At 55.2% G+C, this 13,878-nt stretch carries 11 protein-coding genes and 1 tRNA gene; 2 read left to right on the top strand and 10 right to left on the bottom strand.

What is annotated here, in order from left to right; genetic code table 11:
* Nucleotides 1–539: 539 nt before the first annotated feature.
* The 10 genes from I2E77_RS10250 to I2E77_RS10205 all read right to left on the bottom strand — a co-directional run bounded on the left by I2E77_RS10250 (nt 540) and on the right by I2E77_RS10205 (nt 11,668).
* Entirely contained in the window at nt 540–1,286 is a 747-nt protein-coding gene (locus I2E77_RS10250; protein WP_195451183.1) for a hypothetical protein, read from the bottom strand.
* A 373-nt stretch (nt 1,287–1,659) separates the two neighbouring features.
* Nucleotides 1,660–1,737: transfer RNA gene (locus I2E77_RS10245), tRNA-Pro, on the bottom strand.
* Nucleotides 1,738–1,950: 213 nt separating this feature from the next.
* The gene (locus I2E77_RS13965) at nt 1,951–2,364 is read right to left on the bottom strand and encodes a TM2 domain-containing protein (protein ID WP_243252590.1); all 414 of its coding nucleotides are present in this window, start codon (nt 2,362–2,364) and stop codon (nt 1,951–1,953) included.
* 236 nt (nt 2,365–2,600) lie between these two features.
* Complete coding sequence (locus tag I2E77_RS10235) at nt 2,601–4,367, bottom strand: phosphoenolpyruvate carboxykinase (GTP) (protein ID WP_195451182.1); 1,767 nt, start codon at nt 4,365–4,367, stop codon at nt 2,601–2,603.
* Nucleotides 4,368–4,505: 138 nt separating this feature from the next.
* The gene (gene tsaD, locus I2E77_RS10230; RefSeq protein ID WP_195451181.1) at nt 4,506–5,522 is read right to left on the bottom strand and encodes a tRNA (adenosine(37)-N6)-threonylcarbamoyltransferase complex transferase subunit TsaD; all 1,017 of its coding nucleotides are present in this window, start codon (nt 5,520–5,522) and stop codon (nt 4,506–4,508) included.
* Nucleotides 5,523–5,534: 12 nt separating this feature from the next.
* Nucleotides 5,535–5,987 carry a ribosomal protein S18-alanine N-acetyltransferase gene (gene rimI, locus I2E77_RS10225; protein WP_191441130.1) on the bottom strand — a complete coding sequence of 151 codons (453 nt, stop codon included), beginning with the start codon at nt 5,985–5,987 and terminating at the stop codon, nt 5,535–5,537.
* The gene (locus I2E77_RS10220; protein ID WP_195451180.1) at nt 5,984–7,156 is read right to left on the bottom strand and encodes a glycosyltransferase 87 family protein; all 1,173 of its coding nucleotides are present in this window, start codon (nt 7,154–7,156) and stop codon (nt 5,984–5,986) included. The genes rimI and I2E77_RS10220 overlap by 4 nt, the downstream gene beginning before the upstream one ends.
* 23 nt (nt 7,157–7,179) lie before the next feature.
* On the bottom strand, nt 7,180–7,998 hold the full coding sequence (locus I2E77_RS10215; RefSeq protein WP_195451179.1) for a putative RNA methyltransferase: 819 nt from the start codon (nt 7,996–7,998) through the stop codon (nt 7,180–7,182).
* 468 nt (nt 7,999–8,466) lie between these two features.
* Nucleotides 8,467–11,079, bottom strand: coding sequence for a DNA polymerase I (polA, locus tag I2E77_RS10210; protein ID WP_195451178.1), 2,613 nt, complete (start codon nt 11,077–11,079; stop codon nt 8,467–8,469).
* Nucleotides 11,080–11,251: 172 nt separating this feature from the next.
* A complete protein-coding gene (locus I2E77_RS10205; RefSeq protein WP_172749574.1) occupies nt 11,252–11,668 on the bottom strand; it encodes a MarR family winged helix-turn-helix transcriptional regulator in 417 nt (138 codons plus the stop codon).
* 275 nt (nt 11,669–11,943) lie between these two features.
* Here I2E77_RS10205 and dusB point away from each other — a divergent pair, with 275 nt between their 5' ends.
* Complete coding sequence (gene dusB, locus I2E77_RS10200) at nt 11,944–12,936, top strand: tRNA dihydrouridine synthase DusB (RefSeq protein ID WP_195451177.1); 993 nt, start codon at nt 11,944–11,946, stop codon at nt 12,934–12,936.
* Nucleotides 12,933–13,868 (top strand): ComEC/Rec2 family competence protein, encoded by a 936-nt coding sequence (locus I2E77_RS10195; protein ID WP_207738234.1) that lies wholly within the window; start codon nt 12,933–12,935, stop codon nt 13,866–13,868. The genes dusB and I2E77_RS10195 overlap by 4 nt, the downstream gene beginning before the upstream one ends.
* The last annotated feature ends 10 nt before the right edge of the window (nt 13,869–13,878 follow it).

Raw genomic sequence — 13,878 nt, 5'->3', positions numbered from 1 at the left:
CTTCATTCTACCAGAGTTCTGCAAACCATGTCTTCTTTTATCCTCTTTTCAATTTGCGAAACTTATTGTACCTTATCTATCGTAACATTGCAAGCCCACCTTCTGGTGTGATAGGCGAAAGCCCACTTTCCCATATCGGCAGGACAATTTAGAAAGCAAACCAGGGCACTCCATAAGGAGCGCCCTGGTAGATACATATTTTTTATGAATTATTGCTGTGAGAATCTTGACAAAACAGCCGTCTATTTCCAATGCGCGCAAAAAATCAAAAGAAAAAGCTGAATCTAGTCTGAGTGTCATTAAAAGATCTGTCAAAATCCAATAAATTAATGGTTTGCAAATAGCAAGTAAGGCTCTTATCCTATAAAACCAAACGTAATCCATACCCATAGAGGTGTGAAAGAACGTTTCTTAGTTTTAAGAAAGTGGTGTAATTGCTTCAACTGGGCTCCAATCCCATTTGACCACATATCTTTCATAAATAGGGGTTAAAGGGTGCGGATCAGTACAAGAACTCACTTTTATTGTCTTTGGAACTATCACTTAGATCGCACATCTGTGAATTTAGCCAAGCGAAATTGGAATTCATTCCTTCTTTCCGTATTTTCCAAGTTATGTAAATAGATCGTACCGACCGTCCTAAAATCAAAAATATTTATAAACTCTATATGTAGAGGTAACTGGTACTTATTTTCTGCCTCAAACATTTCACAAGGTACTATAAAACGAATGGCCTGTGTCCCGTGAGGTGGTATGTAGATTGCGATTTTTTTCATAGCCTCAATTCCCCACAAAATACAATTAATATTATTTTTGGCACCTGCATGGACACATAGTTGAACCACAGGGAATGAACTATTATTTTCAAAATTAACATCAATATGATAACAATTATCGCTTTGAAAATTTTCCATTTTTAAATCAAAAATTTCAATATTGCGCATATTTTGATTTAAATACCGAGGTTGGGAAACGCTTCGTCTATTTATTTCTAAACATTTAATAGATATCATAGAAACAAATTGTGCTTGTTCCAGCTTTTGCATTTGCTCGTTTAACTGATATGCTTTATTATTCTGATATATTGCTACAATACCAAGAACTACCGTACCAAGGAATGACAAATACGAACCATAGAAACTTAGCACTTCTGGCGCCCCCCATAAAGTAACGTATCCATTACCAAACTTATATGCTTCATTAATTATAAAAGGGATACACAAAGATATAATAAATACTATTAAAATAAGCCCATATTTTAATAAAAACCTTTTTAGCCCTTCCATCATCTCTCCCCCTAATATTTAGTATATCTACCTTGATAAATAATTTCAAGTTTTTCTATTACTGTCCGTTTAGGGATTTCTCCGTCTAACAGGACTACGGGCAACGTTTTCATATACCAATACCAAAAAGAAAAGGTATTCCTTACGTGCCAGCCGTCGGTCTGTCTTTTTCTATATCCCAACAAAGGAGGTTTTAAGCAACCGACGATAAAAAGAATATTCTCGACACGGGAAAGATAGATGAGTCCCAAGTCGAGAATCACGAAACCTATCCAAACTGATTTGTCCGTGCAGAATCAGCTCTTCACAATCAAACCTACATGAGCGCTTAAAACAGAAAAAATCCGTCAAAGCCATAAGACTTTGACGGATTTGGTCCGAGTGACAGGAGTTGAACCTGCGGCCTCTTGAACCCCATTCAAGCGCGCTACCAAAACTGCGCTACACCCGGATTTTTAGAACGCTATTTATGATAGCATAGATTCTCAAAAAAATCAAGAGTGAACTTGCATCCCCGGCCGTTTTTCGAGTTTTCCTGCCACAAAATATACGATGGATGTATTTCGAAGTCCCACGCCCTCTGAAGAAAAAACAGGGAAGGCCCCTCCGTTTACAACGGAAAGGCCCCTTCCCCATCTGAACGTTTCTCCATATTTCGAAATTTCTATCGCTTCAAAGGCGCGCCCGCAGAATCCGCGAAACTCCCGCAGGCGATTAGAATCACGTCCACCAGCCAGCCGATTCCAAAGACGCCGCCGGTCAACAGGTAGATCACCCCTGTGCCGATCTTGCCTACATAAAAGCGGTGGACGCCCAACCCGCCTAAAAAGATGCACAGAAGCAGCGCAACCCATTTGCTCGATGCGGAAACCACCTCCATATAAGGCGGGTAGTTCGGCGGGGCATAATACGTCGGGGGCGGCGGGTTCCACTGCCCTTCCCGGTACGTATAGGGAGGCGGCGCAGCATACTGCGGGCCCGCTTGCCCCTGCGGAGCAGCGGCCTCCAACGGGGCGCCGCATTGCTTGCAGTAATGGGCGTCATATGGATTGTCAAATCCACACCTTGTACATTTCATATTCAAAACTCCTCTTCCCAATATGCTCAATCAACGCCCTCATCATACCATGGGAAGAAAAGCCATGTCAATGGAACCAACCAGGCAACTGTTTCCAATTTACCAGGCGTCGTTCCATTCCTTTCGCCAACCGCCGCCGTTCCTATCTGGAACCATCCTACCAGGCAGGCCGGTTCCAAACAAAAAGAGCGTTCCGGTCTCCCGGAACGCTCCCAAACCCCTGCGGGTCAATTTCCTTATTTTGCGAGGTTCGCCTTGAGGGTATTCAGCTGATCGCGGAGCTCCTGCGGCAGCTTGTCGCCAAACTTCTTGTAGAACTCCTCGATGCCCTCGGCTTCCTTGGTCCACTGGTCCTTGTCGACCGCCAGGATGCTCTTCAACGTATCGACGCTGAAGTCCAGGCCTTCCAGGTTGATGTCCTCCGCATACGGTACATAGCCGATTGCGGTCTCCTGGGCATCCACCTTTCCTTCGCAACGGTTGATGATCCATTCGAGGACGCGGAGGTTGTCGCCGAAGCCCGGCCAAATGAAGTTGCCCTCGTCGTCCAGACGGAACCAGTTGACGTTGAAGATCTTCGGAGCCTTGTCACCCAGCTTTTCGCCCATCTCGATCCAATGCTTGAAGTAGTCGCCCATATGATAACCGCAGAACGGCAGCATTGCCATCGGGTCGCGGCGCACTACGCCGACCGCACCGGTCGCAGCAGCGGTGGTCTCGGAAGCCATGATAGAGCCAACGAACACGCCGTTGTTCCAATCGCGGGACTGATACACCAGCGGGGTGGTCTGTGCACGGCGGCCGCCGAACACGATTGCAGAGATCGGCACGCCAGCGCCGTTCTCAAACTCGGGGCTGATGCACGGGCAGTTCTTCGCAGGCGCCGTGAAGCGGCTGTTCGGATGCGCGCCCTTCTCAGTGGAGGTCTTGCCGTTCCACGGCTCGCCCTTCCAGTTTTCCGCATGCTCCGGCGGATTCTTATCGAGGCCTTCCCACCACACGGTGTTGTCGTCGAGGTTATGCACAACGTTGGTGAAGATCGTGCCTTTGCCAGTGGTGTGCAGTGCATTCGGGTTGGACTTTTCGTTCGTGCCCGGTGCTACGCCGAAGAAGCCGTTCTCCGGGTTGATCGCCCACAGGCGGCCGTCCGGACCAATGCGCATCCAAGCGATGTCGTCGCCGACGGTCCAAACCTTGTAGCCCTTCGCTCTGTAGCCCTCCGGCGGGATCAGCATGGCCAGGTTGGTCTTGCCGCACGCGGACGGGAATGCAGCGGTGATATATTTCACTTCGCCCTTCGGGTTCTCGAGGCCGAGGATCAGCATATGCTCTGCCATCCAGCCTTCGGTCTTGCCCTGGTAGGAAGCGATGCGCAGTGCAAAGCACTTCTTACCCAGCAGCACGTTCCCGCCGTAACCGGAGTTCACGGAGATGATGGTGTTGTCCTCCGGGAAGTGGCAGATATAGCGCTTCTCTTCATCGATGTTGCACTTGCAGTGCAGGCCGCGCACCCAGTCGTTGCTGTCGCCGAGAACGTCCCAAACCTTCTCGCCTACGCGGGTCATGATGCTCATGTTCATGACAACGTAGATGGAGTCGGTCAGCTCCACGCCGATCTTCGCAAACGGGGAACCGATCGGGCCCATGGAATACGGGATGACATACATCGTGCGGCCCTTATAGCTATCCTTCGCAATATCGAACAGCATCTTATACGCTGCCTGCGGCTCCATCCAGTTGTTGGTGGGGCCTGCATCCTCTTCCTTGCGGGAGCAAATGTAGGTTCTGCCCTCCACGCGAGCCACGTCGTTGACCGCCGTGCGGTGCAGGTAGCAGCCCGGGAGCTTCTCCTCGTTCAACTTAATCATTTCGCCCGTGGAGCAAGCCTCTGCGCGCAGCTGGTTGAGCTGTTCCTCAGAGCCGTCAATCCACATCACATTGTCCGGATTGACAAGCTTTTTCATGTTTTCAATCCAATTCAAAACGGATTCATTTTTTGTCATAAGTGTTCTCCTTCCGGCCCAATGGCCAAATTCACATTACTGGTTTAAGTATAGTACATTGTCGCAAAAATAGCAATTAAAAATTTGTGAATACCTAGCCTATTTTCCAAATTCGTGCAGGTTTTTGGAACCTCTCTTTCATCCCTGTGGGCCCTGTATGGGCATTTCCGCGCAGGCGTTTAAGTCCAGCCCCGCGGTATTCCCCGCCAAGAATTCGTAATATCCCTGCGCGCCCACCATCGCCGCATTGTCGCCGCAGAGGTTTAACGCCGGCATATACAGCTTCCATCCGTGCTTTCTGCACTCTTCGTCCAGACGGCGCCGCAGCAGGGAATTTGCCGATACGCCGCCCGCAATCACAAGCTTCTTGCTTCCAGACGCTTCCGCCGCTTTTACAAAATTCTGCACCAGGCAGTCCACCACCGCTTTGCGGAAGGAAGCGGCCAGATCCGGGACCGGAAGCTCCTCACCCTTCTGTTTGGCGTTGTGGATCAGGTTGATCACCGCTGTCTTCAAGCCGGAAAAGCTGAAATCGTAGGGCGCGCCGTCCACCTTGGGATGGGGCAGGCGGAACGCCATCGGGTCCCCGCTCTCTGCAACCCGGTCCATCTCCACGCCGCCCGGATACGGCATCCCCATGGCGCGCGCCGCCTTGTCAAAGGCTTCGCCCGCCGCGTCGTCCCTTGTGCAGCCGATCACACGGAGGTCCGTATACCCGTTGACCTCCACAATGTGCGTATGGCCTCCGGACACCACCAGGCACAAAAAGGGCGGCTCCAGTTCCGGCGCGGTGATATAGTTTGCTGCGATATGGGAGCGCAGATGATGGACGGGGATCAGCGGCTTTTTCGCGGAGAGCGACAACCCCTTTGCAAAATTGACCCCCACCAACAGCGCCCCGATTAGACCGGGGGCGTATGTCACGGCGATGGCATCGATTTCGTCGAGCGTCACACCAGCGTCGTCCAGGGCCTTCTGCGTAACCGGGACAATGGCCTCCGAATGCCTGCGCGAGGCGATCTCCGGCACCACGCCCCCGTACAATTTATGTTCCTCCACCTGCGACGCAATGACGGACGAACGGACCAGCCGCCCATCCTCCACAACCGCCGCAGCGGTCTCGTCGCAGGAACTCTCCAATGCCAATATCTTCATAAGCTTCCCCCTTTATTGAATCCCCTTTGCGGGCCGGGTCAGGAGCAAGGCATCCTCGTGGTTGTCCTCATAAAACCCCTTGCGCACGCCGGCCTGCTCAAAGCCCAGCTTTTCATACAGGGCAATCGCGGGCGCATTCGACACCCGCACCTCCAGGGTGATGAATTCCCCGTGCTGTTCCTCCATCCATGCGATCATCTGCCGGACCAGCTGTTCGCCAATCCCCCGGCGGCGTTCCGCCGGATGCACGGCGACCAGGTCCACATAGCACTCCCCGCACACCGCGTGCATCCCGGCAAACCCAAGGCAGCGGCCCGCCTCTTCCGCCACCCAAAAATGGGCCGTATCGCTGGAGAGCTCCGCCGCCAGCCCGTCCCGGCTCCACGGCATGGAAAAGCACAACCGGCTGATCTCCGCCAGTTCGTTCAGATGCCGCCCCTCCATCGGGACGATCGCAAGGCTCATACCGCCGCCTCCACGCGCCGCTGGATGGGGTTCTGCGAAAGCAGCTCCCACAGATGCTTCATCAGCAATACCAGGTTGATCAGGATTGCAACGGCCAAAAGCTGCTGCGGGTAATATACCAGCCCAAACAGATAATTCGCGGTCGCACAGGCGGACGAAACGCACATAATCACCGCCGCATAGAGCTTTTTCGGGAAATAGAACGCGAACACCACGCTGACGATGTCCGCCAAGAAATAGTACCGTTCATGCATGTGCGGCAGGATAAACGGCATTAAGATGGCAAACAGCAGCCCGATGGTCACCAGGATATCCGGCGTAATGGTGTATTCCTTCCGGTACAGCGCATAGAGCAGCATCAGCACCGCGCCACCCGCGAAGATAACGCCCGCATCCCCCAACGGTTCGGAGGCGACATTCCCGAGAAACGCATACAAATTCGGGATGGACATGCAAAGGCTCGTATAGAGCTTTGACTGCGAGACATACACGGTGAGCAGGTCCCATAGGCTCCTGCCCATGATTGCAGCTGGTATAATCGATAGAATATATACCGCCGGGATTAGCACCAAACTGCGCAATTTGATCTTCCGCTTCAAAACCAACAAAAGCAAAAACGGCGCAAAGAAAATCGCCTGCAATTTCAGCACGAACGCAATGGAAAACGCCAGCACCGCCCGGTTGGGACGGTTGACCAACAGATAATACAGGCATGCGAGCAACGCCGCAGTATACATCGCGTCGCACTGTGCCCATGCCGCGGAATTCAACACCACCGAGGGCAAAAAGAGCACCACCGCATAGGCCATAAAGCCCTGGGGCCTTCCGGGATACCGCAGGCTAACCGCCCGCATCACATAATAGGCCAATACAAAATCCGCCGCACAGGAGACCAGCTTGATTAAATATAAATCGTTGAACGGCAGATAGGTCAGCAACGCTAAAATATAAAAGTACGGCGGCATATAATCGCCGATGTTCATCCCGATGGCCGCCAGCCCGCCGTTCTCCTTCAAGGTTGCAAACCAGTTCTGTAAGAATTGTTGGTAGTCGTTCGACTCAATCGGAAATAAGTAAAACCGCGTCAGCAGCGCGGCGCCGGAAATCAAAAGAAGGAACAACATGTCCTCCCATCGGACTTCCTCACGCGCGCGTTTTGTCGTTTCCAAGCGTGCCCGCCCCTTTCGGAAATTTATGTAAGATTTCTTTGATAGACCAGAAAATGAAATTCAATATGCGTCTCCAACCGCTGCGTTTGGCGCAGATGTTCCCCGCCCTCAACGCCGGTTTTCCAATAATATGGGGTCATTGCAAACAAATTGAGCATGGTCTGCGGATCGGTGATCGTGATTTCCCTTGCAACCGCAGTGCGCTGCAAAAAGGTGAATCCAGGATACTCCGTCTCCTTATAGGGGTTCTCATACGGATGTTCATACAAAATCTCTTTCAATCCATAGAGATGCCTTTCCCCCGGCACCGCCAAAATCAAGTGGCCGCCCGGTTTGACCACGCGCGCCAGCTCTTCGGGGACAATCGGCGCGAAGACGTTCACCACCAGGTCGGCCGCAGCATCCGCAAAAGGGATCCCGAAGCTGCTTCCCACCGCAAACGCGATCTCCCGGTACCGCTTTGCCGCAGCGCGCACCGCGCATTTGGATATATCAAACCCAAACACCCGCGCCCGTTCCCCGAGCGCCTGCGCCAACCGGCCGGTGTAATAGCCTTCTCCGCATCCTGCGTCCAGCACAACTGGCGACCCGTTTTTCCCAAGGCACTCCAGCGCCAGCCGGTCCAGCTCGTCGCTGAAGGGCTGATACAGGCCCGTCTCCAGAAACGCACGCCGTGCGGCCACCATCTGTTTGTTGTCGCCGGGGTCCTTTGAATGCTTTTTATTGGGCGGAAGGAGATAAACGTATCCCTCTCTCGCCAGGTCGTAGTTGTGCCCCTTCGGACATATATAGGCTTTTTCCTCTTTCTGCAACAGATTTCCGCAGACAGGGCAGATAAACACGTTTCCCCCTCCCTTCTTTTCATTATCATTTGCTCTTCGGGAGCTTGTCCTTTCTGTCCGGCGTACACTTCGCTTGCTCTCCGCAGAGAGCCCCGCGCCGGCCGTGCGTGCAGGCTCAGCCTGACGGGAGCTTGTCCTTTCTGTCCAGCGTCACTTCGCTTGCTCTCCGCAGAGAGCCCTGCGCCGGCCGTGCGTGCAGGCTCAGCCTGACGGGAGCTTGTCCTTTCTGTCCGGCGTCACTTCGCTTGCTCTTCGCAGAAAGCCCTGCGCCGGCCGTGCGTGCAGGCTCAGCCTGACGGGAGCTTGTCCTTTCTGTCCGGCGTCACTTCGCTTGCTCTTCGCAGAGAGCCCTGCGCCGGCCGTGCGTGCAGGCTCAGCCTGACGGGAGCTTGTCCTTTCTGTCCGGCGTCACTTCGCTTGCTCTTCGCAGAAAGCCCTGCGCCGGCCGTGCGTGCAGGCTCAGCCTGCTCAGCCTGCTTTGGCGTCGAACCAGGATTTGCCGATCCCGGCGTCAGCGATCAGCGGAACGGATAGCTGCGCCGCGCTGCGCATCTCCTCGGTCAGGACGGCGGCGGCCTTCTCCGCCTCGTCCTCGGGCGCTTCTACAATCAGCTCGTCGTGTACCTGCAAGATCAGCCGGGACTTCATGCCTTCTTTGCGAAGCCGGTCCTCCACGCGGATCATCGCGATCTTGATGATATCCGCAGCCGTGCCCTGGATGGGCATGTTCCGCGCCACACGCTCCCCGAATGCGCGCATGTTGAAATTGGAGGACGCCAGTTCCGGCAGGTAGCGCCTGCGCCCAAACATGGTCTCTACATACCCCTGCTCCTTGGCCTGCTCCACCACTCGCTTCATATAATCGTCCACGCCGCTGTAATGCGCCAGATAATCGTGGATATATTGCTCCGCCTCCTTGCGGGTAACGCCGATGTTCTTCGCCAGGGAGAACGCGCCGATGCCGTACACAATGCCAAAATTGACCGCCTTGGCCCGGCTGCGCATCATCGGGGTGACCATCTGCTCCGGCATGTGGAACACCTGTGCGGCTGTGATCCTGTGGATGTCGTCGTCGTGCAAAAAGGCATCGATCATATTCTGGTCGTTCGCCACATGCGCCAACACGCGCAGCTCAATCTGGGAATAGTCCGCATCCACCAGCACACATCCCTCTTTTGCCACAAAGAAGCGGCGCATCTCGCGTCCCAGATCCGTGCGCACTGGGATATTCTGCAAATTGGGCTCCGTGGAGCTGATGCGCCCTGTGCGCGTCTCGGTCTGGTTGAAATTGGAATGAATCCGCCCGTCCACGGCGATCACCTTGGTCAGGCCGTCGCAGTAGGTCGATTTCAGCTTCGTCAAGCTGCGGTAATTCAAAATCATTTCGACCGCCGGATGCTCATAGCGCAGGTTTTCCAAAATCTCCGCCTTGGTGGAATAGCCCGTCTTAGTCTTTTTTCCATGCGGCAATCCGAGCTTCTCAAAGAGGGCGTCGCCCAGCTGCCGCGGGCTGTTGATGTTGAATTCATAGCCCACGGACTGGTAAATCTCCCCCTGAATGCGGTCGATCTCCGCCTGGAGCGTCTCGCCGTACTGCGCAATGCCCTCGGCATCCACCAAAAAGCCAATCGCCTCCATATGTGCCAGTACGCGCGCCAGCGGCAATTCAATCGTTTCCAAAAGCTCCGTCTGGTTGTTCCGGGCGATCTGTTCCGCCAGCTTGTCCACCAGCGCGGGGAAAACCGCCGCCTGCGCGCGGAACAGCGCCTCCGTCTGCCGCCGTTTCCCCTCCACATCGCCGCGCTTGAGCGCCTCCTGCTCCGGCAGCTCCAACGGGAGGTTGTATTCCTGCGCCAACCGCGTCACATCGTAGGACGACGCGGACGGGTTCAGCAGGTAGGCTGCCAACATGGTGTCAAACGCCCCGCCCGGGATTTCTTCGCCGCCGAGCGCCGCATACAGCGGCTTGACGTCGTGGGTGTTGATGCGGATCTCGCTGCACGCACACAGCTTGCGCAGGAAATCCATCCCTTCCAACTCATATACACGGGCCTCCCGGCCGATGTATACGCGATACACCTGGCCATCCTCATACCAGACCAGGCAATCCGCGCGCCCTGCTGCGCGAAGCTCGTCAAACAGCGTGTCCGGCGCACCCTGCACCACCTCATGGGCGGGTTCCTGGACATTCGTTTCCGGCGCCGCGGTGGGGACGTTCAGCCCCAATTTTTCGATTAGGGAGAACATCTCCAGCTTGACGAGCAGGCGCGCCGCACCCTCCCGGTCGCCTTCGGTGGGGATATAGTCGGCCAACTCCGTGTCGACCGGCGCATCCCGCCGGATGGTGCCCAGGTAGCGGCTCAGGTAAGCGCTGTCCTTGTCGCGGATCAGCTTCTGGCGCATCCCCTCTTTGATGTCCAGCGTATCGATATTTGAATAAATATGATCGAGGTCATGGTATTTCTGGATCAGCTCGCCCGCCCCCTTAGGGCCGATGCCCGCCACGCCGGGGATGTTGTCCGAGCTGTCGCCCTGGATGGCCTTGATATCGATCAACTGCGGCGGCGTAACGCCGTAGTCTTCCAAAATTTCCGCCTCATCGTAAAAGGTCACCTGCGGCTGTCCCATTTTGGTGGCCGCCAGGCGCACCGTCACTTGCGCATTGACAAGCTGGAGACTGTCGCGGTCCCCGGTGGCAATCACACAGGTGTCCCCGGTCTCCGTACATTTCGCGGCCAGCGTGCCAAGGATGTCGTCCGCCTCAAAGCCCTCGCACTCCACCAGGCGGTAGCCCAGCAGCCGCAGCAGCTCTTTGAGGTTCGGCAGCTGCTGCGCCAGCTCCTCCGGCATCCCCTTGCGCTGCGCTTTATAACCTGCATACTCTTTATGCCGGAACGTCGGGGCGCGCATGTCGAAGGCAATCGCCACCGCATCCGGCTCCGTCTCATGCTTCAGCTTTTCCAGCATGGTCATAAAGCCGTAAATGCCGTTTGTATACAGCCCCTCCTTGGTGCTCAGCAGGCGGATGCCATAAAAGGCGCGGTTCAGGATGCTGTTTCCGTCCAAAACAAGCAGTTTCATGATGTCTCTCCCGTCTTATCAGTCAATTGTTTTATTATATCACTTTCCGAAGGGAATTTTAAGTGCTATAATAGCATCTATCCTTTATTATTTCCGCCTGCTGGGGCAACCACACCGCAAAAGGGAGAAACCGGCGGCCGTGGGGCCCGCCCTCTTTGGTTTTCCGAACGCCTTAAAGCTGTGTGTTCTCCACCATTTTTTCCAGCAGGACGCCCAGCTCCTCCTTTTCCTCCGGCGTCAATCCTGCGGTCAGCCGTTCCATACACTGGTCCCCCTGTCCGACCAACATGGGGTAGACCTCCTGGGCCTTTTCCGTTGGGAACAGGTTAAACGCCCGCTTGTCCTTGGGATTCTGCTCCCTGGTGATGTATCCGGCTGCAATCAGCTTTGCAATGGCTTTTGCCACGACGCTTTTTTCGTGGGAAAGCCGTTTCACAAGCTCGGTCTGGGAAATGCCGCTATTTTTGCAGGTCTCAATGATAATGGTAACCTGCGAGGAGGAAAGACCCAGTGGCGCAGCGTGTTCGCTTCGCCAGGCGTTGATTTTGCGGTAAATCATCAACAAGGCGGCAATATTTCGATCTGGCAATCGCATGTCCTTCACCTTTTTTCGTTTGTTGTGTTTCGATTATAGCGAAAAATCGTGGCAAAAGCAACTATCTATTGACAAGCCAACGTTTTGGAATATAATAAAAAGTGTCATTTGCCACTATCTTTCAGAGAATCCCTCTGACTTCTTATATTCCGCGTTTGCAATGGGTATTTGCGAAAAGAACAGGCAGCCGGTTTTTCGCCCGATACGGGCGGGGAACCCTCCCCGGGAACCGGCTTTCCAACAATATTAAAGAAATACGGAGTATTCGAATGGTAAAGATTGGGAATTTGGAATTGGAAGGGCGCGCCGTGCTGGCCCCCATGGCCGGCGTCACCGACCGTGCCTTCCGCGAGCTCTGCACACGCTTTGGCGCGTCCTATGTGGTAAGCGAAATGGTCAGCTCCAAGGGCCTGCAATACAACGACAAAAACACCGGCCGCCTCATGGAGCTGGGCGGCGCGGAGCGGCCCGCGGGCATTCAGCTCTTTGGCGACGAACCCGCGGTCCTGGCGTTGGCTGCAAAAAAGGCCATGGCGTACCATCCGGACGTGATCGACATCAACATGGGGTGCCCGGTGCCAAAGGTCGCCGGGAACGGTTCCGGCAGCGCGCTGATGAAAAACCCGCCCCTGTGCGGGGAGATCGTCGCAGCGGTCAAACGGGCGGTCCCCGTGCCTGTCACAGTGAAAATCCGCAAGGGCTGGGACCGCAACTCGGTCAACGCCGTGGTGGTCGCAAAAATCTGCGAGGAAGCGGGCGCGGACGCCATCGCGGTCCATGGGCGCACGCGCGACCAGATGTATGAACCCTCCGCCGACTGGGACATCATCCGGCAGGTCAAAGAAGCTGTGAAAGTCCCGGTCATGGGCAACGGCGACGTGACCAGCGCGCAGGACGCCGCAAAACTCTTGCAGCAAACCGGCTGCGACCTGGTGATGGTGGGCCGCGGGGCGCTGGGGAACCCCTGGATCTTCCAGCAGATCAACGCATATCTGACGGACTCCTGCTGCATCATCCCCGGGCCGGGCCTTTTTGAGCGCCTGACAGTGATGGTGAAGCACATCGAGCAGATGTGCCAATATAAGGGCGAGGCGCACGCTATGCGCGAGGCCCGCAAGCACGTTGGCTGGTATCTCAAGGGCATGCGCGGCGCGGCGGAATTCCGCCGGCGCGCGGGCACCTTGACGACCCGCGAAGACCTGAAAGAGCTGGTCAAATGCGTTTTAGAAGCCAATCTAAATCATGGGGAGGGATCTGTATGAGTAAACGGCCAAGCCGCACGGCGCGCCGTGTTTCATCCTGGCTGGTGGTAGCAGCTATCTTAATCATTGCATCGGTCAGCGGCATCCGCCTGCATTGGAACGATATCCTGTCCAACGCAACAGACGCCGCGGTCATCCCGGAAGGCTCCACCTCGGTCTATTTTATCGACGTCGGGCAGGGGGATTGCGAACTGATCCGCACACCGGACGGGCAGAACATCCTGATCGACGCGGGAACAAACGCAACGGGAGACAAGTTGGTCCAATACCTGGAACAGCTCGGTGTGGAGCAGATCGACACCCTGATCGCCACGCACCCGCACGAGGACCACATCGGCGGGATGGATGAGGTGGTCAACGCATTTCCCATTGGCGACGTCTACCTGCCAAAGGTGGCGGACAGCCAAACGCCCACCACGCGCACCTACGAGCGCCTTTTGGACGCGATTGCGGACAAAGGCCTTTCGATCACGCCCGGCCGCGGCGGGATGACCATCCTGGACGACGATGGCATCAAATTGGAATTTCTCGCCCCGAACGCCGACTCCTATGCGGACCTAAACAGCTACTCCATTGTGGCAAAGCTCACCTGTGGGCAGAAGAGCTTTTTGTTCACCGGCGACGCGGAGTCGGACAGCGAGGAGGAAATGCTCCATGCAGGCTACGACCTGCGCAGCGACGTCCTGAAATGCGGCCACCACGGGAGTTCCACCTCCACCAGCGCGGCGTTCTTGCAGGCGGTCCAGCCCACATACGCGGTGATCTCCTGCGGGGTGGACAACGACTACGGCCATCCGCACCGTGAAACGCTGGATAAACTCAACGACGCTGGCGTCCAAATTTACCGCACCGACGAGCAGGACACCATCCTGGCTGTGTGCGACGGGACGGACGTCACCTTCCAGACCGGCCTCGGATCTCTTGTCAAGTAAAGGAGCACAG

Origin of the sequence: Anaeromassilibacillus sp. 1001302B_160321_C8, assembly GCF_015554745.1 — a bacterium.
GTDB lineage: Bacteria > Bacillota > Clostridia > Oscillospirales > Acutalibacteraceae > Anaeromassilibacillus > Anaeromassilibacillus stercoravium.
Note: the sequence above shows the minus strand (reverse complement) of the source record. Positions and strands in the feature narration are given on the sequence as shown.

Excerpts from the sequence above, each read along its gene's own strand:
- rimI (WP_191441130.1), bottom strand. The coding sequence starts at position 5,987 with ATGAGCCTTGCGATCGTCCCGATGGAGGGGCGGCATCTGAACGAACTG.
- polA (WP_195451178.1), bottom strand. The coding sequence starts at position 11,079 with ATGAAACTGCTTGTTTTGGACGGAAACAGCATCCTGAACCGCGCCTTT.
- I2E77_RS10235 (WP_195451182.1), bottom strand. The coding sequence starts at position 4,367 with ATGACAAAAAATGAATCCGTTTTGAATTGGATTGAAAACATGAAAAAG.
- dusB (WP_195451177.1), top strand. The coding sequence starts at position 11,944 with ATGGTAAAGATTGGGAATTTGGAATTGGAAGGGCGCGCCGTGCTGGCC.
- I2E77_RS10195 (WP_207738234.1), top strand. The coding sequence starts at position 12,933 with ATGAGTAAACGGCCAAGCCGCACGGCGCGCCGTGTTTCATCCTGGCTG.
- tsaD (WP_195451181.1), bottom strand. The coding sequence starts at position 5,522 with ATGAAGATATTGGCATTGGAGAGTTCCTGCGACGAGACCGCTGCGGCG.
- I2E77_RS10250 (WP_195451183.1), bottom strand. The coding sequence starts at position 1,286 with ATGGAAGGGCTAAAAAGGTTTTTATTAAAATATGGGCTTATTTTAATA.
- I2E77_RS13965 (WP_243252590.1), bottom strand. The coding sequence starts at position 2,364 with ATGAAATGTACAAGGTGTGGATTTGACAATCCATATGACGCCCATTAC.